The following is a 25,632-nucleotide window of genomic DNA, read 5'->3' as shown; positions in this document are numbered from 1 at the left end:
ACGGAACCGTAAGTTACGCGTCAGTCCGGCGACGGGCCGGTGGAGAAGTGGCCAGCCTCTCATGTGCGATGGGTCGCGCCGCGCCAGGTGAATACGTGGTGGCCCGGAGGAAACGCCTGGGCGGGCGGCGAATGAGTGGTGATGGTCACGTCGCTCAGGTGTGGGGCCCTCTGGACAGATGGGCGCAACGGTCGGATGATCAAATGAGTGCGGTCGGCACCGGATGAGCGCCATTGATCAATACCGTGAAGCATCCGGGTCGCAGCCCCCAAGGGGCAGTCAACAAAAAACCCTCATTCAAGGAGCAGATCGTGGCGCGCGACATCGCGGCTCCCGTTCCCCCTGACACCTTCCTCTCAGGCACCGTCCCGACCAACCACAAGCAACTGGTCTCGTGGGTCAACGAGATCGCAGAACTGACGCAGCCGGACAACGTGGTCTGGTGTGACGGATCCGAGGCCGAGTACGAGCGTCTGTGCGAAGAGCTCGTCGAAAAGGGCACCTTCAGGAAACTGGACCCGATCAAACGCCCCAACTCCTACTACGCGGCCTCCGACCCGACCGACGTCGCGCGTGTCGAGGACCGCACCTTCATCTGCTCCGAGAAGGAGGAGGACGCGGGCCCCACGAACCACTGGAAGGACCCCGCCGAGATGCGGGACATCTTCGCGGGGGACAAGGGCGTCTTCCGCGGCTCGATGAAGGGCCGGACGATGTACGTCGTCCCGTTCTGCATGGGCCCGCTCGGCTCGGACCTCTCCGCCATCGGCGTCGAGATCACCGACTCGGCGTACGTCGCCGTGTCCATGCGCACGATGACGCGCATGGGGCAGCCGGTCCTCGACGAACTCGGTACCGACGGATTCTTCGTGCGTGCTGTACACACGCTCGGGGCGCCGCTGGCCGAGGGCGAGGCCGACGTGCCGTGGCCGTGCAACTCCACGAAGTACATCTCGCACTTCCCGGAGAGCCGCGAGATCTGGTCGTACGGCTCCGGGTACGGCGGCAACGCGCTGCTCGGCAAGAAGTGCTACGCCCTGCGCATCGCGTCCGTCATGGCGCGCGACGAGGGCTGGCTCGCCGAGCACATGCTGATCCTCAAGCTCACGCCTCCGCAGGGCGAGTCGAAGTACGTGGCGGCGGCCTTCCCGTCGGCCTGCGGCAAGACGAACCTCGCGATGCTGGAGCCGACGGTCGGCGGCTGGACCGTCGAGACGATCGGCGACGACATCGCCTGGATGCGCTTCGGTGAGGACGGCCGTCTCTACGCCATCAACCCCGAGGCGGGCTTCTTCGGCGTCGCGCCCGGCACCGGTGAGCACACCAACGCCAACGCGATGAAGACCCTGTGGGGCAACTCGGTCTTCACCAACGTGGCGCTGACCGACGACGGCGACGTCTGGTGGGAGGGCATGACGGAGGAGACTCCGGCCCATCTGACGGACTGGAAGGGCAACTCCTGGACCCCGGAGTCGGGAGTCCCGGCCGCCCATCCCAACGCCCGTTTCACCACCCCCGCCGCCCAGTGCCCGATCATCGCGCCCGAGTGGGAGGACCCGAAGGGCGTGCCGATCTCGGCGATCCTGTTCGGCGGGCGGCGCGCCACCGCCGTACCGCTCGTCACCGAGTCCTTCGACTGGAACCACGGTGTCTTCCTGGGCGCGAACGTGGCCTCCGAGAAGACGGCCGCCGCCGAGGGCAAGGTCGGTGAGCTGCGCCGCGACCCCTTCGCCATGCTGCCGTTCTGCGGCTACAACATGGGCGACTACATGGCGCACTGGATCGACGTGGCGAAGGACAAGGACCAGTCCAAGCTGCCGAAGATCTACTACGTCAACTGGTTCCGCAAGAACGACGAGGGCAAGTTCGTGTGGCCCGGCTTCGGTGAGAACAGCCGGGTCCTGAAGTGGATCGTGGACCGGCTGGACGGGAAGGCCGAGGGTGTCGAGACGCCGATCGGTGTGCTGCCGGCCAAGGGCGCGCTCGACACGGACGGTCTCGAACTCTCCGAGTCCGACCTCGACTTCCTGCTCACGGTCGACAAGGAGGTGTGGCGTGAGGAGGCGGCGCTGGTTCCCGAGCACCTGAACACGTTCGGCGAGCACACTCCGAAGGAACTGTGGGACGAGTACCGGGCGCTGGTGCAGCGCCTGGGCTGAGGCTCGCCCCCATCACTCCGCGGCCGGTCGGACTTGCCCTGACCTGCGACGTCGTCACGACCGGCCGCGGTGCCTCTTCTCGCCCCCGCCGTCCCTACCCGTCCCGTCCTCGGGGGCGCTGCCCCCGAACCCCCGCTCCTCAAACGCCGGACGGGCTGATCTTCAGCCCGTCCGGCGTTTGAGGACGAGGCCCCTTCAGGGCCGAAGCTGGGGGCGGCGGGGGCGAAGAACGTCCGGGTGTGGCTCGGCTACGCGCGGTCCTCCAGGTAGCGGGTGTGTGTCTCCTGGCGTCGGGCCTCCGCCTCCCGGAGGCTCACCGCCAGCCGCTCCGCCTCCTCGTACAGCAGCCCGAGCTGCCGTTCCAGGTGCCGTTCCGGCGCCTCCGCGCCCGGGGCCAGCCGGGTCCACCACCGGGTCCGTACGAAGGTGTCGACGGCCTCCGGCACGTCCTGCCGTACGGCCCGGGAGAGCGTGTGGACGCCCTCCGGGTCGGTCGCCAGCACCTCGCCGGACCAGCCGGGGTCCAGCAGCGCCGTGAGGAGTCCGGTCAGCTCGGTGAGCCGGCCGGCGGCGGCGGGCGGCAGTTCGACGCCGTCGAGGTATGCCAGCAACCGGCCGAAGTCCCCCCGCAGCTCGTCGAGTTGGGCGGAGAGCTGCGCGGACGGGTCCGGGAAGTCCGGCACCGGCTGCCGCTCCGGCGGTGCGATCAGCGCACCCGCGCCGTACAGCCCGGCGACGACGACCGGCCAGTACGGTCCCGCCACACCGGTGAAGGTCAGGCCCAGGCCGACCAGCCCGCACGTGCTCCCGGCGATGTTCTTGCGGGACTCCAGGAACCCCACGATTCCCGTGAACCTACTGGTAGCCACGGATCTCCTTGAACGCGCCGTCGAGCGAGCCGTCCTGGGCGTCGAAGAGACGACCGCCGGTCAGATCGGCGATGTGCGCCAGCTCGGAGCGGTCCGAGTCGCCGAAGAGGATGGGGAAGACGGGTATCTCCCGCTGCCGGACCGGGAGCCGGCGGTAGAAGCCGTCGAACTCCGCCGCCTTCGCGCCCGCCGTGTTCTCGCCGTCCGTCATCAGCACGATCGACGTGAACGTGTCGCGGTCGGCGCCGAGTTGCTCGTACGCCTGCTCCAGTGACGTGTAGATCGCGGTGTCGCCGTCCGCCGCCAGCCCGTCGGTGTCCCGGCGGATCGCGTCGAGTCCGCTCCGCGGATCGGAGGGGCTCACCACATGCGTCCGTACGCTCTTCACGTCCGAGCCGAACGGCATCAGCGTGACCTCCTCACGCTGCCGGAAGTCCCCGGTGAGGCCGCGCAGCGCCTGCTTCAGCCCGGCCAGCCGCCCGCCCTCCATCGAGCCCGAGGTGTCGAGGACGTACACCGTCCGCGAGGGGCGGCGCAGCTCGTTCTCGTACGCGTCGAGCAGGCCGTCGGCGACGGATCGGCTGCCGGGGAAGGGGAGTTCACGGCGGCGGGAGGTGTCGAGACCGGCCGCGGGCGGTACGGAGGCGACGACCGGGCGCCGGTGGGTGACGTCGGTGATCTGACGCTGGATCGCCGGGGTGCGCAGGGCCTCCGTCAGCCGGCGGACCTCCTCCCGGGTCGCGGCGTCCGTCGACGCGAGGGAGGTGACCGGGTAGTCGGCGGTGACGACTCCGTCGCGCGGGCGGATCACCGTGAGGCCCGGAATGCCCTTGAGGACGGACTCGTAGTTGAGCAGGGCGTCGACCGTGCCGCGCCGCTGGTACGCGGCGGCCAGCCAGCCCGACGAACCGGACGTCAGCTTCTGCCCCTTGAAGAACTCCTTCAGGCGCGGCGACGCCTTCGTCACCTCGGCGTCGGTGAGCGCGGACTGTGCCCCCGACAGACCCGAGGCGACCGAAACCAGCGTGGAGAAGCCGGAGTTGGAGCGCGCGGGGTCGGTCATGCCGTACGTCAGCCGCCCGTCCCCTACCGCCTCCTCGACCTGGGACCAGGTGACCTGGTCCGGCTTCCAGCCCAACTCCCTCACCGTGGCGGCCCGTACGCCGATCGCGACCGGGCTCGACATGACGGACGTCTCCGACACGACCTTCTTCGCCGCGTCGGGACGCAGCCGCAGATAGTCGTTGGAGGACAGCCACAGGGCGTCGTACGCCCCGTCCGTCCTCCCCTTCGCCAGCAGGTCGACGGCGTCGAGGGTGCCCATGTAGGTGGGCCGGACCTTGATGCCGGTGTCCTTCTCGACCCGGGCGAGCACCGGCTTCATGTCGGAGAGTTCGCTGGAGGCGAGGACACGGAGGGTGCCGGGCTCCGCGGCGGCCGCGGCGGCCGGGTCCTGGGACGACTCCTGCGCCGTACAGGCGGAGGCGGTCAGGAGGGCGGCGAGTGCGAGAACCGTGGTGGCCGTGAGCCGGCGTCCGATGCTCATACCTGGCCCCCGTCCAGAGCGCTCCGGGACCGGCTGCGTTCCAAGTAGGCGCTCGCGTGCTGGAGTTCGGAGGTCAGCGACTCCACCGTCGCCGCCATCGCCTCGGTCGCCTGGACCTTGTAGGTGTCGATGGTGTCGAGGGTGCGGTAGATCTGCTGGAAGGCGTTGCGGAGGGTCTCCGCCCCGACGGCCGGATCGGCGGCGATCCGCTGGATCTCGCCGCTCTGCGTGGCGAGCATCTCCGCGTTGCCCCGGATGAGGTCCTCGGTCGTCCCGCGCAGCGCGTTGACCTGCTCGATGACCTTCTTCTGGTTGTCGAGGGCGGTGGCCAGCATCACGGAGATGCGCAGCGCGGACACGGTCGTGGTGGCCGCGCGGTCGACCCCCTTGATCAGTTCGTCGTTGTTGCGGCGTACGACGTCCATGGCGAGGTAGCCCTGTGCGCACACCGCGAGCTGGGTCAGCAGGTCCTGGTGCTTCTGCCGGACCGGGAAGAGCACGTCGGCGCGCAGGTTGTCGGCGACCGCCGGGTCGGCCGCCTCGACGCCGCCGATGTGCTGTTCCACCGCGGAGTCCAGGGCTTCCGTCAGGACGACGTACTCCTGGAGCTTGCCCATGGTCTCCCAGAGGCGGACACGTTCGGTCTGCAACGCCGCGCTGTCCCTGCGCAGTTCGTCCTGGCCGCCGCGCAGCGAGCCCACGATCTTGTTCAGGTTCGCCTGCGAGGAGGCGTACTTGGCGACGTGGTCGCGCAGTCTGTTGCCGCCGGGCAGCTTGGAGAGGAACTTCCGCCCCTTGCCCGTGGGCAGGTCACGCGGGTCCAGGTCCTCCACCACGCGCCGGAGTTCGACGAGTGAGCCCGCCACCTGGGACTGGGCGTCCCCGCCCTTGCCCGGCAGGCTGCGGACGGCCCGTTCCAGCATGCGGTTGGACTGCGCGGCGGCGGTCCGCATCTCACCGGCGCCGAGGCCGGTGATCTCCCCTACCCGGCCCGCGAACTCGGGCGAGCGGGCGTCGAGAGCGGCCAGTTGTCCGACGTACTCGGCGGCCTTGCGGGCCATGTCCGTACGGACACCGTCGTCGACGGGGACGAGACCGCCGGCCTTCTCGCGCGGCACGGCCGCGACGGGCTCGGGCGGGGTGAGGGTGAAGATGTCGTCGGCGCTCCGACTGCTGTCCTGGCTCGTGTTCTCGCTCGTGTGCTGTCTGGGCTTCTGGAAGTTCATGTGTGATCCCCCCTGGTTACGACTGTCCTCGGGCCCGGCGCGCCATCTCGTGCAGCACCTCGGAGGTGGGCACGGGCGCCTGCCGGACGCCGGTCAGTCTCTGGTTGAGGTAGGCGGCGTGGGCGGCGGTGGCCGCGACGAACTCGGCGGCGTCACCCTGCGGCCGGAACCCGTGCCGGACGGCGAGCTTGCGCAACACCGGGTCGTCGCTGAGGAGTTCACCGAGTGCGCGGCCCTCTTCGGTCAGCGGTACGACGGTGTGGTCGCTGTTGGCGGTGGTGTCCGGGTAGAGGACGGTGAGGTCGCCGCCGGCGCCCTGCTGACCGTCGGTACCGAGGAGCGAGGCGACCTGCGACTCGTAGACGAGCACCAGCGGGTTTCCGGCGCCGCTCACGAAGTCCCGGAACGCCGCGTCGGAGCTGGGCTGTTGGGCGCCCTGGACGCTGACCAGCTTGTGCATCAGGGGCGCGGTACGGCCGATGTCCGCGTCGCTCGCCACCACCCGGCCGCCGTTCGCCACATAGCTGGTGGCGGCGAGGTAGAGAGCACCCGAGCTGGAACTCTCCGGGTCGGTGGAGGCGATGTAGAGGGTGCCGGTCAACTCCCCGTACTTTGCAGTGCCCTTGAGCTGCTGCCAGGTGCGGTCCTGGTCGGCGGCGGCGAGATAGGCGGCCATCCTCAGGGTGCCGCGGTGCTGCCCCTTGTCGAGCGTCGCGAGTCCGTTGGCGGCCAGCACCTCGGCGGCGTTTCGGTGGGCCACGACGACGAGCGGCGAGTAGAAGGGGCGCGGCAGGGGCTGCCGTGCCTTGTACTTGGCGGCCAGTTCGTCGGCGGGTGCCTGGCTGGACGGGAAGGCGAAGTCGTACCCCTTGAGGTCCAGCCCTTCCATGGCCCACGACCCGGAGGTCTCCGTCCGCACGGTGTAGCCCTTGGCGGCGAGGGCCTTCACCACGTCGGGATCGGCGAAGAACTCCGCCTTCTCCGACCCGATCACTCCACGCACGGTCTTCGTTGCCGTGCTCCGGTCCCCGTTGTCCCGGCCCGCCACGACGGCTGCCACCACGCCGCCGATCAGCAGGACCGCGAGGACAATCCCTGCGATTCGTCTCACGCCCGGAGCGTGCTCCCGGAATCCAACGTTCCCCGGCGAGATGGGTGAACAGAGGGTGAAGCACCCGTCCCGGTACGCCACGCCGCCTTTAAGGGGCGCGGGGAACTGCGCGACAAGCCACAACGGGCCCGCAGCCGCATGCCACGGAACCTCTTAAGGCGAACCGCACCCCGGCCAACGGCACCTCACAACCCGGCGCCACAAGAACCCCCTGCTCAAGCGAACGCGGTGCGGTGGCACCCGGTCCGCGCGTCGCTGCGGGAGCGCGCGGACCGGGGCCGTAGAGGGGAGCCCTGGAGAGGAGTCGGGGGCTCAGCGGGACGCGAGGGCGCGGGGTCCGGTGGCCTCGGCGTGGGCGTCCATGCGCTCGGCGGCGAGAATCGCGGCGGCCGTGTCGGCGCGGGAGGCCGCGACGACCAGGGCCCGTCCGGCGAGCGCGAGGGCGCGCTGGTGCAGGGCGGCGAGGTCGGGGGCGACGGTGGCGGGAGCGGGGGCGCGGACCGGCGTACGGCCGTGGCGCAGTCGGCTCACCTGGCCGGTGAGGCGCTCGGCGGCGTTGTCCAGGTCGGCGGACGGTGCGAGGGCGCGCAGCTCGTCGGTCGCGGTGAGGAGTGCGGCGAGATGACCGGCCAGCTGGATGTCCAGCTCCTCCTCGCGCGACCTGTGGGGGAAGTCCGAGGCGGTGCCGGCCGGTGCGCTGCGGGTGCTGTGGACCGACGGGGTGCGGATCGGTTCGTACATGGGAGACGGCCTCCTGTGCGCTGACAGGAAGCCATCCTAGCTTAGATTCAGTCTAAAGTTGAGCCCGATCGGGGACGGAGGTTTACCGACGCTTTCCGCGGTTTCCACCGCTACGGCTGGCTGTAGCCGTCCAGGAACTTGCCGATGCGGGTCACCGCGTCCCGCAGGTCGCCGACCGTGGGGAGCGTGACGACGCGGAAGTGGTCCTGTTCGGGCCAGTTGAAGCCCGTACCGTGCACGACCATGATCTTCTCGCGGCGGAGCAGGTCCAGGACCATCCGCCGGTCGTCCTTGATCCTGAAGACGTTCGGGTCGAGGCGCGGGAAGAGATAGAGCGCGCCCTTCGGCTTCACGCAGCTGACGCCCGGAATCTGCGTGAGCAGCTCGTAGGCGACATCCATCTGCTCCTTCAGCCGCCCGCCCGGCAGCACCAGGTCGTTGATGGTCTGCCGTCCGCTGAGCGCGGCGACGACACCGTGCTGCCCCGGCATGTTGGCGCACAGGCGCATGTTCGCCAGGATCGTCAGGCCCTCGATGTACGAGTCGGCGTGCGCGCGGGGCCCGGAGATCGCCATCCAGCCGACCCGGTATCCGGCGACGCGGTACGCCTTCGACATGCCGTTGAAGGTGAGCGTGAGGAGGTCGGGGGCGATCTTCGCGGTCGAGGTGTGCGTGGCGCCGTCGTAAAGGATCTTGTCGTAGATCTCGTCCGAGCAGACGAGGAGGTTGTGGCGGCGGGCGATGTCCGTCAGCCCCCGGAGCATGGCGTCGTCGTACACCGCGCCCGTCGGGTTGTTCGGGTTGATGATGACGATCGCCTTGGTGCGGTCGGTGACCTTGCGCTCGATGTCCGCGAGGTCCGGCATCCAGTCGGCCTGCTCGTCGCAGCGGTAGTGGACCGCCGTACCGCCGGAGAGGGAGACCGCCGCCGTCCACAGGGGGTAGTCGGGGGCGGGGACGAGCACCTCGTCGCCGTCGTCGAGGAGGGCCTGCATCGCCATGACGATCAGCTCGGAGACGCCGTTGCCGACGAAGACGTGCTCGACGTCCGTCTCGATGCCGAGGGTCTGGTTGTGCATGACGACCGCCCGGCGCGCCGCCAGCAGCCCCTTCGCGTCGCCGTACCCGTGGGCCGAGGAGACGTTGCGGAGGATGTCCTCCAGGATCTCGGGCGGGCACTCGAAGCCGAAGGCCGCCGGGTTGCCGGTGTTCAGCTTGAGGATCCGGTGCCCCGCCGCCTCAAGCCGCATCGCCTCTTCGAGAACGGGGCCCCGGATCTCGTAACAGACGTTGGCTAGCTTGGTCGACTGGATCAGCTGCATGTCCGTGAGCTTACGGCCGGGTAACGCGTGCCGCCCCGTGTTTTCCACCACTTGGGACGAGGAAAAACAGGACACCGGTCGTCGGCGACCATCGGGTGTCGCGGCCGTCGGGGGCGGGGATGGAGCAGCTCAGGGCACTGCGGCCGGATCGGATCGGGAGAGCCTTCCACTCGACCGAACCTGTCGATTTCCGCTGGGCGATGCGCCGGCTGCGCAGAGTGCCGCAGCCGCGCCGGAACGCGGCTCGCCGGCTGGTCCGCCTGATGTACCGGCCGCTGACGGCAGGGACCAAGATCCGGCTGCTCGGCCTGGCCTCCTCCGTCGCGCTGCTGACCCTGGCCGGAGTCGCCGGAGTGCTCGGGGCGCCGGCCGACACGGACAGGCGGTGGGCCCTGGACTACCTGTTCGCCGACAACACCGATCTGCGGGGCGTGAGCCTGTCCCTGCTTCAGGACCCGGCCGGCCTCGTCGTGCTGGCGGTCGTCTTCGTCACTCCGGTCTTCTGCTGTCAACAGGTGCTGGCCATCCGGGACTTCGTGCAGATGAACGTGCGCAACGGAGGTGCGGAGAGACTGTCCGAGGCGCAGGTCCGGCGGCTCAACCTGCTGGTCAGGCGGACCAACCGGTGGCTGGCCGCGCTCGGCCGCCGGGACGTCTCGCTGGCCGTCGCGGTGGCCATGGCGACAGCCACGTACTTCCTCCACGCCTTCGTCAACACCCATGGCCTCCTGGAGGCGTGGAACCCGACCGGGCTTCCCGACCCGGTCTGGCGCTCCGCGGTCTACGACGGCTGGTGGGCCAACCGCCACACCCATCCCGAGATGGCGGTGGCCCTGTGCGCGGCGGGCACGTACGCCTTCTACTTCCTGGCCAAGCAACTGGTCATGGGTGTGGTCTTCACCGTCTACCTGTACCGCTCCGCGGTGATCGGCTTCGGAGTGACCCCGAACATGAGGTTCGACAGCGACGGCTTCCGGGGGCTGCGTCCCCTGCGCCAGTTCATGCTGTGGACCTACGGCTCCGCGCTCGCCCACCTGATCGGCCTGCTGGTCTTCTTCACGGTCTGGCTGCCGGCGGCGTCGTGGATGGTGTTCGTCGTGCTGGTGGTGATGGTGGTGGACATGCTCGTGATCGTCTACCCCTCCTCGATCGGCTACCACTCCGCGCTGCTCGTCAAGCAGAAGCACGTCAAGTGGCTCTACCGGACCCTCCCCGAGAACGAGCGCGACCCGGCGACAGCCCAGGTCTGGGCCGTCCCGGTCCTCCCGGTCACCACCCGCAGGGCCACAACCGGAATCACCCTCTACCTACTGGTCCCCGCGGTGCCCGCCCTGATCCCCATCATCTTCCAGCGGCTCTGAGCGCGCCGGCGGCGGGCGTGATCGCCCGGTTCGTCGGCCTGGTCGGGTGCGGGGGTCGCCGTCCTGCGGTGGTCGGCGCCCCCGTGTCGGTCCTCAGTCGTGGTGGCGACGCCTGTGCGCAATCTCGCCAACTTCCGGCCGGAAACGATTCCTTGCCCCAGCGGTCCCTTCCGCATCACAATGCGCATGACAAAAAGCGAGCGGCCGGAAAACCTCCGGTCGCTCCTTCGTACGAGGGGACCCCCACATGAACAAGCCTCTCCTTGCCGCGCTCGCAGCCCTGGTGATCACCGGGGCGGGAGCGGCACCCGCGGTCGCCGCGCAGGCCGACACGGCCGCGCCCGTCGCGAAGAGCGCCTCGGTCAAGGCAGCCGCCGCGCCCGCCATCCAGGCCGTCAACTTCGCCGGCACCGTCTCGCTCTCCAACTGTTCCGGCTCGCTCGTCCGCTTCCCGAACTCCGAGGCCGACGACCCGGCGCTGGTCATGTCCAACGGGCACTGCCTGGAGACGGGCTTCCCGGAGGCCGGCGAGGTCATCGTCGACCAGGCGTCCACCCGTACCTTCGGGCTGCTCAACGCCTCGGCGACCCGCGTCGCCACCCTGCGCGCCAGCAAGATCGCGTACGCGACGATGACCGACACCGACGTGTCGATCTACCAGCTCACGACCACCTACGCGGCGATCAAGAGCTCGTACAACATCAGCCCGCTCACGCTCAACACCACCCACCCGGTCGTCGGCACCGCGATCACCGTCGTCTCCGGCTACTGGAAGCGCACGTACGCCTGCAACGTCGACGGCTTCGCCTACCGCCTCAAGGAAGGCGAGTGGACCTGGAAGGACTCGGTCCGCTACACCTCCGCCTGCCAGACCATCGGCGGCACCTCGGGCTCGCCGGTCGTCGACAACGCCACCGGCAACGTCGTCGCCGTCAACAACACGGGCAACGAGGACGGCGGGCGCTGCACCGACAACAACCCCTGCGAGGTGGACGCCAACGGCACGGTGACCGTCCGCCAGGGCATCAACTACGCCCAGGAGACGTACCAGATCCCGGCGTGCTTCGGGCTCGACAACAAGCTGGACCTCAGCGCTAGCGGTTGCACCTTGCCTAAGCCGTAGCGCTCCGCGGCGGGCGGGACCGGTTGTTGCGCGATCTGCTGCGCCGTCGTGGCTGGTCGCGCCCACGCGGCGGAGCCGCACATCGACACAGCCCCGCGCCCCTTAAGGGCGCGGGGCCGACCGGACCGCCCGGCCCGCCAGTACGTCCGTCCTGCGGCCGTCCTCCATCACGAACCGGCCGTCGATCAGGACGTACGGGATGCCCGTCGGGAGTGTGCGCGGCGCCTCGAAGGTGGAGCCCGCCGCCACCGTCGCCGCGTCGAAGAGGACCAGGTCGGCGCGGTAGCCCTCGCGGACCAGCCCCCGGTCCGGCAGCCGTAGCCGGGCCGCCGGGCGCGAGGTCAGATGGGCCACGCACTCCTCCAGGGAGAGGATGCCCAACTCCCTTACGTACCTGCCCAGATACCGCGGGAACGTGCCGTACGCACGCGGATGCGGCTTCGTGCCCTGGAGGATGCCGTCCGAGCCGCCTGTGTGGACGCGGTGGCGCATGATCGCGCGGACGTTCTCCTCGTGGCCGACGTGCTGGAGGATCGTCGTGCCCAGGCGGTCCGCCAGCAACAGGCCGCGCGCCGTCGACCAGGGGGTTTCCCCGCGCGCCCGCGCCGACTCCTCGACCGTGCGGCCCACGAACTCGCTCAGCGCCGGGTCCGTCACCCCCGAGATCTCGATCGTGTCCCACTCGATGGGCACGCCGTGGCAGCCGTCAGCGCCGACCACCTCCAGGTGGTGACGGACACGTTCGGCGGTGTCGGTGTCCGCCAGGCGCTTCAGGACCTCCTCCGGACCGCCTTCGCCCGCCCAACTCGGCAGCATCGCCACGAGCGTTGTGGAGCCGGGCGTGTAGGGATACGTGTCCAGGGTCAGGTCCGCCCCCGCCGCCAGCGCCTCGTCCAGCAGCGACAGCAGCTCCGGCGCCCGGCCCTCGTTCTCACCGAAGTTCATGGTGGCGTGCGCGAGATGGAGCGGGCAGCCCGCCTCGCGGGTCAGGCTCACCATCTCCGCGTACGCCTCCAGCGCCCCCGCGCCGTACGAGCGGTGGTGGGGGCAGTAGTAGCCGCCGTACGACGCCACCACCCGGCACAGCTCGGTCAGTTCCGCGTCCTTGGCGTACATGCCGGGTGTGTAGGTGAGCCCCGACGACATGCCCACCGCACCCTGTTCCATCCCCTCCGCGACCAACTGCCGCATCCGGTCCAGCTCCTGGGGTGTCGCGTCCCGGTCGTCCCAGCCGACGGCGAGCATCCGTACCGTGCCCTGCGGGATCAGATAGGCCGCGTTGACGGCGATGCCCCCGCCGTCGAAGCCGTGGTCGAGACGGTCCAGGTACTCGCCCACGGAACGCCAGTCGAAGTCGATGTCGTCGCCGTGGCCGTTCCAGCCGGCGATCGCGCGGCGGACCTCGGCGAGGGTCCGGTCGTCGACCGGGGCGTACGACAGCCCGTCCTGGCCCAGGACTTCGAGGGTCACCCCCTGCGCGGCCTTCGCACTGTGGTCGGGGTCGCGGAGCAGGGCGAGGTCGCTGTGGGCGTGCATGTCGATGAAGCCGGGGGACAGGGTCAGCCCCTCCGCGTCCAACTCCCTGCGTGCCTCGGGGCGTTGGCAGCCCGCTGCCGCCGCCTCCTGGACGATCGACACGATCCGGCCGCCGTCGACCACCACGTCGGCGCGGTACGACGGCCCGCCGGAGCCGTCCACGACGTCCGCGTCCCGAATGACGAGCTCATCCACGCCGGGCCTCCTCAGCGGTTGGGGATCGTAGATCAGAAGAACGTGCGGATGTATTCGACGACCGTGCCGTCCGCCTCCGCGACCGGGATCAGCTGCCACTTGTCGAACGACGTGCACGGGTGGGACAGGCCCAGGCCCAGCCAGTCGCCGACCTCCAGGTCCGCCTCCGGGGCCGTACGCAGCCAGGCGTGCTGGTCGGAGAGGCCGGTGACCGAGATGCCGGTGGCGGGCCGCTCCGGAGCCCCCTCCCTGCGGACCGCCCGGGCCAACGGCAGGTCGAGGTCGTACGCCGCGTCCCGCTTGCCCGCGTTGACGAAGGCCTGCTCGGGGGTGGGGCGGGAGACGACCTGCGTCCACAGGAGGAAGGCGGGCTCCAGGGCACCCTCCTCGGGAACCCGGTTGAACGGCGTGACCTCGCGGTAGCGGCCGTCGTCGTGCGAGACGTACGCCCCCGAGCGCAGCAACTTCAGTACGGGGAGCGACAGTTCGGGGATCTCCACGAAGACGTCGGCGACCACGTCGAACCAGGCGCTGCCGCCCGCGCTCACCACGATCTCCTCGAGCGACGTGCCGGCGAACCGCCCCGCCTTGTCGAAGTCCGCCGCCAGCGCCACCAGCCGCCGCAGCCACGCCCGCACCCGCTCCGGGTCGGCCCGCGGCACCTCGCCCTCGTACCCGGCGACCCCGACCAGCCGCAGTGACGGTGCGGCGGCCACGGCGTCCGCGACCGCCGCGCACTCCGCCTCCGTGCGCACGCCGGTCCGGGCGCCCTCGCCGGCGCCGAGTTCGACGACCACGTCCAGCGGACGGGTGCCCGCCCCCGCCGCCGGGAGAGCCGCGTCCATCAGTTCCACCCCGCGCACGGAGTCGACGTAACAGACGAAGCGGAAGCCGGGGTCGGCGGCCAGCTCGGCCGCGATCCAGCGCAGGGCCGCCGGGTCGACCAACTCGTTGGCCAGGAAGACCCGTTGGATGCCGAAGGCGCGGGCGACGCGCACCTGGTGGGGGACCGCGAGGGTGATGCCCCAGGCGCCGTGCCCGATCTGGCGGTGGAAGAGCTGCGGGGCCATGGAGGTCTTGCCGTGCGGGGCGAAGGCGAGGCCGTGGCGGGCCGCGTACGTCTCCATCAGTTCCAGGTTGTGGGCGAGACGCTCGGCGGAGAGGGCCAGTACGGGCGTGGTGAAGCCGCCGGTGAAGAGGTTGCGGCGCTGGGCGGCCAGCTCGCCGACGGTCAGACCGTCGGCGTCCGGCGGGAGACCCTTGAAGCGGGCGTCGACCAGTTCGGTGGCCAGCCCGGCGAGCGCCGCCCCGGTGCTCCCGGCACCCTGACCGCCCCCGACGCGCTCCACCTGACCGAAGTGCTCAGCGTGCCCGATGCGCCCGATGTGACCGACGTCCTCGGTGTCCTCTGCGCCCATGGGGTCTCCCTCGTCCAGGTCGTTGCACTCTTTGCAACGCTCATTGCGCATATCGCTTGTCGCTGTCTAACATCTCGCCAACGCGGGGTCAACGGAGCCGCCGTCTCCCCGCACCATCCAGGAGCTACGACGATCGTGACCATCACCGGACCCTGCAATGCCCCCGACGTCGTGGACGTCGTCGCGCTCGGTGAGTCCATGGTCACCTTCCTGCCCTCCCGGCCGGGTCGCCTCGCCGACGTACCGTCCTTCGAGCGTGCCATCGGCGGCGCCGAGTCCAACGTGGCCTGCGCCCTCGCCGCCGCCGGCCACTCCGCCCGGTGGATCGGCCGTGTCGGCGACGACGGCTTCGGCGACCACCTGATACAGGCGATCGGGTCGTACGGCGTGGACGTGGCGTCCGTACGGCGTGATCCGACGCGTCCGACAGGGGTGTACTTCCGTACGGCGGGGGACCGGGCGACCGACGCGCACGAGGTGGCGTACTACCGGGCCGGGTCGGCGGCCTCGGTGATGTCCGCGGCGAACATGGATCTGGCGGCGGCGCGCGCCGGGCGGGTGCTGCATCTGTCCGGGATCACCGCGGCCCTCTCCGCCGACTGTCTCGACCTGCTGTGGGAGCTGACCGAGCCCCGGGCGGGCCGGCCGCTCGTCTCCTTCGACGTCAACTTCCGGCCGGGGCTGTGGGCCGACAGCGACGGTCCCCGGGTGCTGCTGGATCTGGCGCGGCGGGCCGACATCGTCTTCGTGGGCTCCGACGAGGCGGAGGCCGCGTGGGGGCTGCGTGGCGCCGGCGACATCGCGGGGGCGCTGCCCGAGCCGGGACTCGTGGTCGTCAAGCAGGGCAGGGGCGGCGCCGTCGCCTTCGACAAGGGCCCCGGCGCAGTGGCGGGGCCGGCAGGGCCAACGGGCTTGGCAGGACTGGCAGGACTGGCGGGACTGGAGGACGCCGACCGTGTCGCCACGCATGCCCGGGCGCCCCGCGTCGACGTCGTCGCGGCAGTGGGGGCCGGCGACGCCTTCGCCGCCGGGTTCCTCGCCGCGACCCTGCGGGGCCTCCCCGTACGGGACCGTATCCGGCACGGCCACCTCATGGCCGCCGCCGTCCTCACCGTCCCCGGCGACCTCGCCGCGCCGCCCGCCCGCGACCACGCCGACCGGCTGACCGCTCTCGACGAGCGCGCGTGGGAGACACTTCGACTCGGGCCCGGCTGGACGCAGGCCGAGCAGGCCCCGGAGGAGGTACGCACCCCATGAGCCAGACCGTCGACCGCGCGCTGAGCATCCTGCCGTTGCTCGCCGAGGGCCCCGCCGACCTCGGCCGGGTCGCCGACCGGCTCGGCGTCCACAAGTCCACCGCGCTGCGGCTGCTGCGCACCCTGCACGAGCACGGACTCGTCTACCGCCAGTCCGACCAGCGCTACCGCCTCGGCGCCCGCCTCTTCGCGCTCGCCCAGGAAGCCGTCGAGAACCTCGACATCCGGGAGATCGCCCACCCCCACCTCGTACGCCTCAACGAGCACTGCGGGCACACCGTCCACCTCGCCGTGCACGAGGAGGGCGAGGTCCTCTACATCGACAAGGTCGAGAGCCGCTACCCGGTACGCATGTACTCGCGGATCGGCAAGCCCGTCGCCATCACCGTCGCCGCCGTCGCCAAGCTGCTGCTCGCCGACCTGCCGGAGCCCGAACGGCGTGCCGTCGCCGACAAGCTCGACTACCCCATGTACACCTCCCGCTCCACCCCCAACGCCCCTGCTTTCCTGAGGGAGTTGGAGAAGGTGCGCGACCAGGGATGGGCCACCGACCTGGGCGGTCACGAGGAGTCCATCAACTGTGTCGCGGCCCCCATCAGCGGTGCCGACGGACGGGTGGTCGCCGCCATGTCCGTCTCCGCCCCCAACGTCGTCGTCACCGCCGACGAACTCCTCACCCTGCTGCCACTGGTCCGCCGTACGGCGGATGCCATCAGCGGTGAGTACTCCGGAAGAACCCCAGCCGTTTAGGAATCCAGCTGATGACCGAGAAGTCCGAGAAGATCGCCCTCACTCCCAGGACCCACACCACCCCACCCGCCAAGTTCTCCCACGGTGTGCGGAAGGGGAACATCCTGCAGGTGGCCGGGCAGGTCGGCTTCCTGCCCGCCGTCGAGGGGCAGCCCCCCACGCCCGCCGGGCCGACCCTGGCCGAGCAGACCCTCCAGACGCTCGCCAACGTCAAGGCCATCCTGGAGGAGGGGGGCGCGAGCTGGGACGACGTGATGATGATCCGCGTCTACCTCACGGACGTGGACCACTTCGCCGAGATGAACGGCATCTACAACACGTACTTCGAGGAGCAGGCCCTCACCGCGCCCCCGGCCGCCCGGACCACCGTCTACGTCGGTCTGCCCGCCGGCCTCCTCATCGAGATCGACGCGCTCGCCGTACTCGGCTGACCCCCGGCGCTCGTCGACTCCCGCACAGCACACCCCGCGCACCCCGAACGCTGCGCACCCCGCGCACTCCGCACGACGCACCTCGTAAACCGGTACGGCACGGCACGGCGCCCGCCCCGAAGCACCCCTGGGCCGCCGTGCCGCGATCCGCGAGGCCGGCGGGGTCGCGCGGGCGCTCTCCGGATCTCGCCGGATCTCTCTGGCCCCTGCTGTCCCATGACACAGCAATGTCCGCCATACTTCCGCCTGTGGAGCAGCGCATAGGTTCGAGCAGCAAGCCCCTGGAAACCGCCGCGGTCGACCCTGCGGCCATCCCCGGGCTCACTTCACCCGTGCCGGCGAAGCCGGAGGACGGGATTCCGGACCCGGTGAAGGAGGCCGCACCGGAGGATGTTGCTCCGGAGGGGGCCGCCCCCGAGGAGGCCGCCCCCGAGGCGGAAGCGGAGCCGGCGGCAGAGGGAGAGGCGGCGGCCCCCGAGGTCGACGGCCCCGTCTTCGAGGCGTCCGACCGCCGGGCGAAGATCATCGCCGACCACAGTGGCGTACGGCTCTACCTGGACGACCAGGAGTGCGAGTTCCGCTGGGACGAGATCGGGGCCGTGGAGACGGAGACGTCCCGCTTCGGCAAGCGGTTCACGGTGACGGTCCACACGCCGGACCGCCGCTGGTACCCGGTCGAGATCGAGGCGAAGGCGAAGTCCCAGTACCAGGAGTGGGAAACGGAACTGGACGCGGTTCTGGACGCCTACTTCGAGGACTCCGAGGACACAGAGGACGCGGAGGACGCAGCGGACTCGGAGGGCGCAGAGCCCTCAGGGGACTCGGACGCCTCGGACCCCTCAGGGGACTCAGGGGACGCACAAGACACAGAGGGCCTTGAGAAGAGCGCCCCGTAAGGGACGTGGGGAACTGCGCGGCCGGTCACAGCCGGCCCGCAGCTCCCCACCACTTCAGGCGCCCGTCAGGAGCAGTACTGCGTCTGCTTCCCGATGGACCGGTACATGCAGTCCGAGTTCTCCAGCAGTTGCAGCACCGCGTCCCGGTTGCGGGCCGTCTCCCGGTCGATCACCTCGTCGGGCGGATAGAAGCCGCCCCCCGAACTGGACGTCGGATACATCTCGAAGGTGTACGCGAAGATCTTCTGACTGCCCCAGAGGTAGTCGTCGATCGAGCCGTCGGTGATGTACAGGTCGCTGGACTGCTCGGGCGTGTAACCGTTGCTGGCGGCCATCTTCCCGCCGACCGTGGCGAAGGCGTCCCGGTCGTCCTGGGTCATCCCCGTCGTGGTGTTGGCGGTCGTGTACCCGAAGGGCCACAGCACCAGTTCGCTGTACGTGTGGAAGTCGATGCCCGTCTTGATCTGCTGGACGCCGCCCACGACCCGGCTGCGGACGAAGTCGGCGACCACCTTGACCTCGGGCGCGGACTCGGCGGACGGACCGCGGTACGTCTCCGACGAGGTCGAGCCGGAGGAACCGCCACAGCAGCCCCAGCGATAGTTCCAGTTGCGGTTCATGTCCGTGCCGACGTACGACGAACCGCTGTTGGGCTGGCGGTTCTTGCGCCACGAACGGTACTGGCCGCTCGCGATGTCGTACTCGCCGCCGTCCGGGTTGAGGTCCGGGATGATCCAGATCTCACGGGAGTCGATCATCGACTTGACCCGGGAGTCGGTGGCGTAGGTGGAGGTCAGATTGCGCAGCAGGTAGAGCGCCATCTCGACGGTGAGGTGCTCACGGGCGTGCTGGTGGTGGGTGAACAGCACCTCGGGCTCCGCCTCGTCGGTGCCGACGTTGTCGCTGAGCTTGATGGCGACGATGTTCCGGCCCGAGTACGAGGTGCCGATGACCCGCTGGCTGGCGATGGAGGAGTTGGCCGAGACGAGGGAGTTGATCTCCGACGTCATCTCGGCGTAGTTGTGATAGCGGGAGTCGGCGGTGGGGAAGTCGAGCAGCCGTACGTCGTCGGCGCTGCTGGAACGGTCCGGCGCCGAGCCCAACAGGGTGATCTCATAGCCGCGTTGGGCCAGTTTCCTGGCCTGCTCGGCGCGGCCGGAGACCACGACCCGCTCCTCGTCGGCCTCGTCCACGGTCACGCCCGACGCCATGATGTCGGTGCGGACGTCGGACGTGGAGTTCGCGAAGTTGATCTCGTACTGACGGATGTCGTCCGCCGAGGCCGCCGGGCGTGCGGCGCTGGTCGCGGTGGCGTCGTCGGGTGCCGCGGACGTGAGGCCGACGGCGAGGGCGAGCGACAGCAGGCCGACAGCGGCGGCGGACCGTCTGCCGCTGCGGGCACCTGAGCCTCGTGTGCGTAGTCGCATGAAGTCTCCTGTTTTCTCCGGGAGTTCCGGGATCTCCGGAAGCTGGGGAGTGGAGCGGGGGGTGGTTCTTCGGTGCGACGGACTGGTGCGGGTGTGGCGCCATCGTGCGGCTATGACATGGCCAGGTCAAGAGCGCCTGAAGGGTGATGGCGTGAACCGGCTGACGCCCTCTTGTGCACCCCGGCCTCTTTGCGCTTCCTTTACGTACATGGCGGACACCACAGGAAACACCACGGAATCAGGGGCCACGGGCGCCCCAGGTCCCCACTCGGCTCCCCGTAAATCCAGTTGGAAGTACATCGGCCCGGGGATCGTCGTCGCGGCGACCGGGGTCGGCGCCGGCGACCTGGTGGCGACCCTCATCGCCGGCAGCAACTTCGGCTACACCCTCCTGTGGGCCGCCGTACTCGGCTGCCTGGTGAAGATCTCCCTCGCCGAGGCCGCCGGCCGCTGGCATCTCTCCACCGGACGCACCCTCTTCGACGGCTGGGCGAGCCTCGGCCGCTGGACGACGTACTTCTTCGTCGCCTACGTCGTGATCTGGGGCTTCGTCTACGGCGCGGCGGCGATGTCGTCGAGCGCGCTGCCGCTCCAAGCCCTGTTCCCGGACGTCATGGACCTCAAGGCATGGGCGATCCTGTGCGGGTTGTCGGGCCTGGTCTTCGTCTGGTTCAACAAGTACGAGGTCTTCGAGAAGGTCATGACCGTGCTGGTCGGCGTGATGTTCGTCGTCACGGTCTACCTGGCGATCCGGGTCACCCCGAACCTCGGGGACGCCTTCGCCGGCCTGCTGCCCGTCCTCCCCGACGAGAAGGACTCGATCCTCAACACGCTCGGCCTGATCGGCGGCGTGGGCGGCACCATCACCCTTGCGGCGTACGGCTATTGGGTCAACGCGAAGGGCTGGACCAACACCGGCTGGATGAAGGTGATGCGCCTCGATAACCGTGTCGCCTACGCGACGACGGGCATCTTCGTGGTCGCGATGCTGTTCGTGGGCGCCGAGTTGCTGCATTCGGCCAACATCGCGATCGCGAGCGGCGACAAGGGCCTGATCCAGCTGAGCGACATCCTGGAGGACAAGTACGGGACGGCGACCGCGAAGTTCTTCCTGATCGGCTTCTTCGCCACCTCCTACACGTCGCTGATCGGCGTCTGGCACGGCGTGAGCCTGATGTTCGCGGACTTCGTGGAACGCCTCCGCGGTACCCGGACGACAGGCGAGGAGGTCGCCTCGGGCACCCGCGAACGGTCGTGGCCGTTCCGCGCGTACCTGCTGTGGCTGACCTTCCCGCCCATCGTCCTGCTCTTCCAGGGCCAGCCCTTCCGCCTGATCATCCTGTACGGCGTCCTGGGCGCGGCCTTCCTCCCGTTCCTCGCGGGCACCCTGCTGGTCCTGCTCAACTCCTCCCGCACGCCCGCCGAATGGCGCAACCGGCTGCTGAGCAACACGATGCTGGTGATGGCGGGCCTGCTGTTCCTGGTGCTGTGCGTGAAGCAGATCTGGGACCAGCCGTGGTCGGAGTTCTTCTGAGTCCCTCAGGGACCGAGAAGCCCCTCCGCGAGGCTCAGTTGGGGGGCGGCAGCAGTCCCTGCCACTTCGAGTCCGTAGCGATCGTCTTGAGCTGGTCGAGGGTCAGAGCGGGCTTGTCCCGGGTCGGGCCGGTGATCTGGCTCGCGGAGTTGAAGGCGCTGACGACCACCCGCAGACCGTCGGGCCAGAGGGTGTCGGCGGTCCGCATGACGAGCCCCAGACCCTGGTCGTCGCCAACCCCCTGACGGACGACGACCTTGATCCCGTCGGGCCGGGTCACGGCGCCCGAGCCCTCGCCGAAGAGCTGGTCCTCCACGTCACTCATGTTGGGCTGCACATTGATCTGGACGAAGCTCCTGCCCTTGCCGTCGTCGACGACGACATAGGCGTACTCGCTGTCCTCACCACTGCTCTTGCCGACCACGGAGAGGCCCTTCGGGAGCAGACCGGTGAGCGTCGACAAGACGGTGCCGCTGCCGGCCCCCTGAGTCGGGCTCGACGAGGCCGAGGGGACCGACGGGGTTCCCGTCGCGGTGACCACGGGAATGGCGTTGGCCGCCCTGAGCCACGCGGGATCGGTGACGAAGGTCTTCAACTGGCTCTTCGACAGGGGCGGTTCGGGGCGAGTAATGGGCGAGCCCTTCTCGGCGGCGGCGTTCCACTCGCTCACCGACACACGCTCCCCGCCAGGCGTGACCAGGTCCGCCGTCCACAGCTTCGTGTCGACGCGGCGGTCCGGATACTCGTACCCCTTGAGGATCCTGAGCGCCGTGCCGCCGGACAGCGTGCTCCTCGCGCAGTCGTCGTACGGAGTGAACGCCGTGTCCGGGCACTCGGTCGCCTCCCGGGCCTGCACGCTCCCCGGCTCGACCCGGCCGAGGCTGACGGAGAGCGCCGCGGCGCCCTTCCCGTCGTCGAACACGGCATACACGTACGGACCCTGCTTCGCGTCCGTGCCGCGCGCCGACTCCTTGCTGAGTGTGCCCTTCGGCAACAACTCCTTCAGGGTGCTGAGCAGTTGGGCGCCGGAGACGGGGGAGGGCGTGGCGGTGCCGGTGGCATCACCGGGCCCGACCGTGGTCCCGCCGGCCCCCACGGCCCGCTGTCCGCTCCCGTCACCGCCCCAGGGCGCGACCAGCGCACCGCCCACCCCCACCAGCGCGATCGCGGCGGCGCCGCTCACGACAGCGGTCCGGCGGCGCATCCGGAGCCGACGCCCCCGGCTCTCCCCGCCGGCGACGAGGGCGGCACGATCGGCGTCGAAGGCACCGCCGGCGTTGCGCAGGGCGGCGCCGAGCCGGTCCTCGAACTGGTCGTCTCGATGTTCAACGGACATGGGGAACCACCACTTCTGCTGTGTACGGGAATTGTGTACCGGGACGGGGCGGAGCGGGGCGGAGAGAGGTGGGGGAGGGGAGGCGGACGTCAGCGGATCGCGTACTCGCCGAGTTCCTCGCCCAGGAGGGTGCGCAGCCGGGCGAGTGCGCGGACACAACGGGTGCGTACGGCGGCCGAGCTGACGTTCATCGCACTCGCCGTCTCCTCGATGGAACGGTCCTCCCAGTAGCGCAGGACGACCACCGCCCGGTCCTTGGGCGGGAGTTGGGCGAGCGCCTCGACCAGGGTGAGCCGCATGGTCACGTCGGCTCCGGCGGACGGGGCGGGCACCTCGGGCAGCACGTCGGTGGCCCGCTCGGTACTGCTGCGGCGCCGCTGATGCGTGAGAAAGGCGCGGGTGAGCACGGTCTGCGCGTACCCCGCGGGATTGTTGGCCCGGGAGACGCGCCCCCAGTGGACGTACAACCGCCCGAGCGTCTCCTGCACCAGGTCCTCGGCGAGGTATGTGTCCCCGGCGGTGAGCAGACACGCGGAGCGGTACAGATGCCCCGCGCGCGCCACCGCGAACTCCGCGTACTCGTCCGCGCGGACCTTCCTCATACGTTCCCCCTGTTGCCTGCGCCGCGCTCAGGTCGTCAGCGCGTGGACTGCACTCACCTCATTGACGCGGTGGGCACGGGGAAATGTTGCAGGGAACCTCGGAGAGCCTCGGAGCAGCTTCAGAGGAGGTGGTCGGCCTTCCCCGCCTTGATGTCGAGGATGAGCGTACGGAGCGCTTCACGGGTGTCGGTGAGGTAGGCGTCCTCGGCACCGGCTATGGCTATGTAGGCGTTGCCGGTGGGGTCGGTGCCGAGGCGGAAGCAGGAGTTTCCCTCGCCGCAGAACGGCTCTTCCCAGGTGATGTCGTTCATGGATGGCTCCCTCAGAGTTGGCCGGCGATGTCCTGGATGAAGTCGCGCGACGCCTCCGGTGACAGGGCGAGGCCCTCCATCCAGTCCAGGTGGGCACGGTACTTCGCCAACTGGCCCTCTGCGTGGTCGAGGGCGGCGACAGGGGCGTTCCCGCGTGCGTACGACCTGGCCGACATGCTGGCCCCGGCCCTGCAAGCCGTTTCCGAACTCACCGCAACGGCATGCCAGTTCACGGAGTCCATGGACTTCCACCTCGCCCTCCGCTACCGGGCCGCCACGCTCCGAGTGATCGTCTACGACAGCCACCCCCGCCACACCCAGCCGAACCTCGCGACAGCGTGCGACACCCGCCGCCGAGCCTCCCTCCGCGTCCTGGCCTGCGTATGCAGGTCCTGCGAGGGCGACTGGGGCTTCGGCGCGTCCCGCGAACCGGGCGGCGGGACGCGCATGTGGGCGACGCTGCCGCGAGAGACGGCGGCGAAGTACGGGTCGGCGGCGAGCGGACAGCCGCCTCAGCGGTTGACGGCCTGGATCTCCTGAACGACGACGGCCTGCTCGGCCCCGAACTCACCGTCGGGCAGCGGCTGTTCCTGGGGAACACCCGTACCGGTCCAGTGGATCTTCCAGGTGATGGTGGCGCGGAGCGGATAGGTCCCGTCACCGGAGGAACGCAGGTACTTCACACCGCAGGGCGGGGTCTGCTTCGCCTTCCCGGCGGCGTACGGTTCCCCGATCCGCCCGTTGACGAACGTACAGACGCCCGACGCGGGGTAGACCTGCGCGTCGGCGGTACCGGGTTCGATCCTGAGAGAGACAGGCTCGGCGACGGTGGTGGCCTCCATCTGGAGAACCGGGACGGACGCGGTCACGGAGACCGGCTTGAACTGAGCCGCGTCCAGCCAGGCCCAGGTCGGGAGGTTCACCTTGGTGGGGCCGGCGGGGGCGAGGGTCACCTTGGTGGAGGGGACGCGGATCTCGTTGTAGGCGAGTCCGGCGAGGATTTCCGGCGTGATGACGTTGTCGATGTTGGCGGGCGGGGCGTCACCGGTGTCGACCCAGAAGTAGTCCTCCTTGCAGGAGTCCCAGCCCGGCGGGAAGGACTTGTTGACGTAGGAGCCCCACCAGTAGCCCTTGCCGGTCTTGTCCTTGTTGAAGTCCTTCGTGTGGTCGTCCTCGTTGAGGTACTTCTCCCGCTGCTCGGCATCCCACTCATACCCCGTGGACCCCGCCTCCCAGACCGGCACCTTGACCTTCTCAAGCTCCTCGGGGCTGTACGTCGGCGCATACCAGCAAGCGGGCGGCGTCCAACTGCCAGTCGCGGTCACGGGACCGGCCGACTGCCCGGACCCGTTCTTGGAACGGTCGTAGACGACGGCGCCGGCGGTTGCCGTGAGGTTCTGGCCGTCCTGGCCGCCTTCCACGGTCTCGTTGCCGTTGCTGCTGCCGCCATGCCCGTAACCCGCGAACGCCTGCACGGGGCACAACAGCAAGGCGCCCACGGTCAGCGTGACCACTGCAGGGCACCGGTACGTCAGGACTGGCATGCTGAACTCCCCCGTTGCGACGTCAGCGTCTCCGTGATCCAAATGCCGTTCTTGTCGACCCGCAGTCGGCTGGCGTAGAGGACATAACTGTCCTTCGATGCCGGGGTCACATCGGTTTTGCCGGTCTTGAGGCTTTTGTTGTACGCCTTGGTCTGGTCCTCGCAGTAGACCAGACCGGCGGTTCCGTCACCGTTGACGCTCACCTTGGCGTCGAAGTAATGCTTGGCGCCGGTGATGCGGTCTTTGTAGTCCACGAACTCTTGAATGAACTTCTGGGATCCGGCCGCAGCCTCGCCTTCGGAGTAGAACTGGTACGCCTTGTCCAGCGGGTCCTGATTGGCGATCGCCATGTCCACGGCCTTGATGAACTGCTCGCTGTCGTTGAGGACCGCGTCCTTGTCCTTGTCACCCGTCTTGGGCCATTCGAAGGTGTAGGTCAGGTCGGACGGCAACTCGATCTTCGGCCGGTCGGCGGATGCCGCCGAATCCGAGGCGGACGCTGTCGGCGATGCCGAGGTCTCGCTCCCGGTGTCGGCCCCGGCGATCTTGTCGTTGTCCTTGGATCCGCTGTCGTCGCCGCCACAGGCAGTCAACAGCAGGGCGGCGGACGCGACGAGCGCAGCAGCAACGGGCAAAGAGCGGCGCTTCAAAATGGACTCCCCGTGAGACAGATGTGCCAACAAAACCAAGACGCTATCGGTGGGGCCGGTGGTTCCGCCAGGCGACCCAGGTTGCACTGTGGCAACGGCAAAGGACTGGTCGCCGTACACGCTGCTTCGGCTCTACGCTCAGGCCCTGCGCCTGACGCCTCCACAAGTGGACGTGATCTTCGCAACCTTCTGCGCCGCACAGCGTGACCCACATCGCTTCTGATCGGTTCCTTGCCCGTTCCGAGCTTTCCGTCGAACGCTGAAGCGCAGTAAGTTCGCGTGTGTGTA

At 69.6% G+C, this 25,632-nt stretch carries 23 protein-coding genes and 1 pseudogene; 9 read left to right on the top strand and 15 right to left on the bottom strand.

Annotation, left to right across the window (positions count from 1 at the left end):
* Positions 1-311 precede the first annotated feature (311 nt).
* Complete coding sequence (locus OG595_RS13590; protein ID WP_329271598.1) at positions 312-2,159, top strand: phosphoenolpyruvate carboxykinase (GTP); 1,848 nt, start codon at positions 312-314, stop codon at positions 2,157-2,159.
* A 248-nt stretch (positions 2,160-2,407) separates the two neighbouring features.
* On the opposite strand, the gene OG595_RS13585 is transcribed toward OG595_RS13590, so the two are convergent.
* The 6 genes from OG595_RS13585 to OG595_RS13560 form a co-directional block, all read right to left on the bottom strand.
* Positions 2,408-3,028: a hypothetical protein gene (locus OG595_RS13585; RefSeq protein WP_329271596.1), complete on the bottom strand. Its 621-nt coding sequence runs from the start codon at positions 3,026-3,028 to the stop codon at positions 2,408-2,410.
* Positions 3,015-4,574, bottom strand: a complete 1,560-nt coding sequence (locus OG595_RS13580; protein WP_329271594.1) for a substrate-binding and vWA domain-containing protein — start codon at positions 4,572-4,574, stop codon at positions 3,015-3,017. Before OG595_RS13580 ends, OG595_RS13585 begins: the two co-directional genes overlap by 14 nt.
* Complete coding sequence (locus OG595_RS13575; RefSeq protein WP_329271591.1) at positions 4,571-5,800, bottom strand: toxic anion resistance protein; 1,230 nt, start codon at positions 5,798-5,800, stop codon at positions 4,571-4,573. Before OG595_RS13575 ends, OG595_RS13580 begins: the two co-directional genes overlap by 4 nt.
* Before the next feature lie 16 nt (positions 5,801-5,816).
* Complete coding sequence (locus OG595_RS13570) at positions 5,817-6,911, bottom strand: hypothetical protein (protein ID WP_329271589.1); 1,095 nt, start codon at positions 6,909-6,911, stop codon at positions 5,817-5,819.
* Between the two features lie 312 nt (positions 6,912-7,223).
* Positions 7,224-7,652, bottom strand: a complete 429-nt coding sequence (locus OG595_RS13565; RefSeq protein WP_329271587.1) for an SCO4983 family protein — start codon at positions 7,650-7,652, stop codon at positions 7,224-7,226.
* 110 nt (positions 7,653-7,762) lie between these two features.
* The gene (locus OG595_RS13560) at positions 7,763-8,974 is read right to left on the bottom strand and encodes a pyridoxal phosphate-dependent aminotransferase (protein ID WP_329271585.1); all 1,212 of its coding nucleotides are present in this window, start codon (positions 8,972-8,974) and stop codon (positions 7,763-7,765) included.
* A 119-nt stretch (positions 8,975-9,093) separates the two neighbouring features.
* On the opposite strand from OG595_RS13560, the gene OG595_RS13555 reads away from it, so the two are divergent.
* Together OG595_RS13555 and OG595_RS13550 are read left to right on the top strand one after the other, a co-directional pair.
* Complete coding sequence (locus tag OG595_RS13555) at positions 9,094-10,335, top strand: hypothetical protein (RefSeq protein WP_329271582.1); 1,242 nt, start codon at positions 9,094-9,096, stop codon at positions 10,333-10,335.
* A 247-nt stretch (positions 10,336-10,582) separates the two neighbouring features.
* Positions 10,583-11,458 carry a S1 family peptidase gene (locus tag OG595_RS13550; RefSeq protein WP_329271579.1) on the top strand — a complete coding sequence of 292 codons (876 nt, stop codon included), beginning with the start codon at positions 10,583-10,585 and terminating at the stop codon, positions 11,456-11,458.
* Positions 11,459-11,560: 102 nt separating this feature from the next.
* Here OG595_RS13550 and OG595_RS13545 read toward each other — a convergent pair whose 3' ends face one another.
* Together OG595_RS13545 and OG595_RS13540 are read right to left on the bottom strand one after the other, a co-directional pair.
* A complete protein-coding gene (locus OG595_RS13545) occupies positions 11,561-13,189 on the bottom strand; it encodes an N-acyl-D-amino-acid deacylase family protein (protein WP_329271576.1) in 1,629 nt (542 codons plus the stop codon).
* Between the two features lie 32 nt (positions 13,190-13,221).
* A complete protein-coding gene (locus OG595_RS13540; RefSeq protein ID WP_329271573.1) occupies positions 13,222-14,607 on the bottom strand; it encodes an amino acid deaminase in 1,386 nt (461 codons plus the stop codon).
* 135 nt (positions 14,608-14,742) lie between these two features.
* Between OG595_RS13540 and OG595_RS13535 the strand changes: the two genes are divergently transcribed.
* From OG595_RS13535 to OG595_RS13520, 4 genes are all read left to right on the top strand, one after another.
* Entirely contained in the window at positions 14,743-15,864 is a 1,122-nt protein-coding gene (locus OG595_RS13535) for a sugar kinase (RefSeq protein WP_329271571.1), read from the top strand.
* Positions 15,861-16,613 carry an IclR family transcriptional regulator gene (locus OG595_RS13530; RefSeq protein WP_329271569.1) on the top strand — a complete coding sequence of 251 codons (753 nt, stop codon included), beginning with the start codon at positions 15,861-15,863 and terminating at the stop codon, positions 16,611-16,613. Before OG595_RS13535 ends, OG595_RS13530 begins: the two co-directional genes overlap by 4 nt.
* 11 nt (positions 16,614-16,624) lie before the next feature.
* Positions 16,625-17,044, top strand: coding sequence for a RidA family protein (locus tag OG595_RS13525; RefSeq protein ID WP_329271567.1), 420 nt, complete (start codon positions 16,625-16,627; stop codon positions 17,042-17,044).
* A 248-nt stretch (positions 17,045-17,292) separates the two neighbouring features.
* Positions 17,293-17,940: a hypothetical protein gene (locus OG595_RS13520; protein ID WP_329271565.1), complete on the top strand. Its 648-nt coding sequence runs from the start codon at positions 17,293-17,295 to the stop codon at positions 17,938-17,940.
* A 65-nt stretch (positions 17,941-18,005) separates the two neighbouring features.
* Here OG595_RS13520 and OG595_RS13515 read toward each other — a convergent pair whose 3' ends face one another.
* Positions 18,006-19,367, bottom strand: coding sequence for a M14 family metallopeptidase (locus tag OG595_RS13515; RefSeq protein WP_329271563.1), 1,362 nt, complete (start codon positions 19,365-19,367; stop codon positions 18,006-18,008).
* 208 nt (positions 19,368-19,575) lie between these two features.
* Here OG595_RS13515 and OG595_RS13510 point away from each other — a divergent pair, with 208 nt between their 5' ends.
* On the top strand, positions 19,576-20,901 hold the full coding sequence (locus OG595_RS13510) for an Nramp family divalent metal transporter (RefSeq protein ID WP_329271560.1): 1,326 nt from the start codon (positions 19,576-19,578) through the stop codon (positions 20,899-20,901).
* Between the two features lie 34 nt (positions 20,902-20,935).
* Here the strand turns inward: OG595_RS13510 and OG595_RS13505 are convergent, their stop codons facing one another.
* The 4 genes and pseudogenes from OG595_RS13505 to OG595_RS13490 all read right to left on the bottom strand — a co-directional run.
* Positions 20,936-22,237 (bottom strand): hypothetical protein, encoded by a 1,302-nt coding sequence (locus OG595_RS13505; protein ID WP_329271556.1) that lies wholly within the window; start codon positions 22,235-22,237, stop codon positions 20,936-20,938.
* A gap of 89 nt (positions 22,238-22,326) precedes the next feature.
* Positions 22,327-22,839: a SigE family RNA polymerase sigma factor gene (locus OG595_RS13500; protein WP_329271553.1), complete on the bottom strand. Its 513-nt coding sequence runs from the start codon at positions 22,837-22,839 to the stop codon at positions 22,327-22,329.
* Between the two features lie 119 nt (positions 22,840-22,958).
* Positions 22,959-23,150, bottom strand: a complete 192-nt coding sequence (locus OG595_RS13495; RefSeq protein WP_329271552.1) for a hypothetical protein — start codon at positions 23,148-23,150, stop codon at positions 22,959-22,961.
* Between the two features lie 11 nt (positions 23,151-23,161).
* Positions 23,162-23,269 (bottom strand): annotated as a pseudogene (locus tag OG595_RS13490) (transcriptional regulator); the annotation flags it as partial.
* A 55-nt stretch (positions 23,270-23,324) separates the two neighbouring features.
* Between OG595_RS13490 and OG595_RS13485 the strand changes: the two are divergent.
* Positions 23,325-23,690 (top strand): hypothetical protein, encoded by a 366-nt coding sequence (locus OG595_RS13485; RefSeq protein ID WP_329271549.1) that lies wholly within the window; start codon positions 23,325-23,327, stop codon positions 23,688-23,690.
* On the opposite strand, the gene OG595_RS13480 is transcribed toward OG595_RS13485, so the two are convergent.
* Entirely contained in the window at positions 23,663-24,694 is a 1,032-nt protein-coding gene (locus OG595_RS13480; protein WP_329271547.1) for a hypothetical protein, read from the bottom strand. The genes OG595_RS13485 and OG595_RS13480 overlap by 28 nt on opposite strands.
* Entirely contained in the window at positions 24,682-25,344 is a 663-nt protein-coding gene (locus tag OG595_RS13475; RefSeq protein WP_329271544.1) for a hypothetical protein, read from the bottom strand. The genes OG595_RS13480 and OG595_RS13475 overlap by 13 nt, the downstream gene beginning before the upstream one ends.
* Positions 25,345-25,632: the final 288 nt, after the last annotated feature.

The sequence above is a fragment of the Streptomyces sp. NBC_01451 genome (assembly GCF_036227485.1).
In the GTDB taxonomy this organism is placed as follows: Bacteria; Actinomycetota; Actinomycetes; order Streptomycetales; family Streptomycetaceae; genus Streptomyces.
This window is presented reverse-complemented; position numbering and strand designations above follow the sequence as displayed.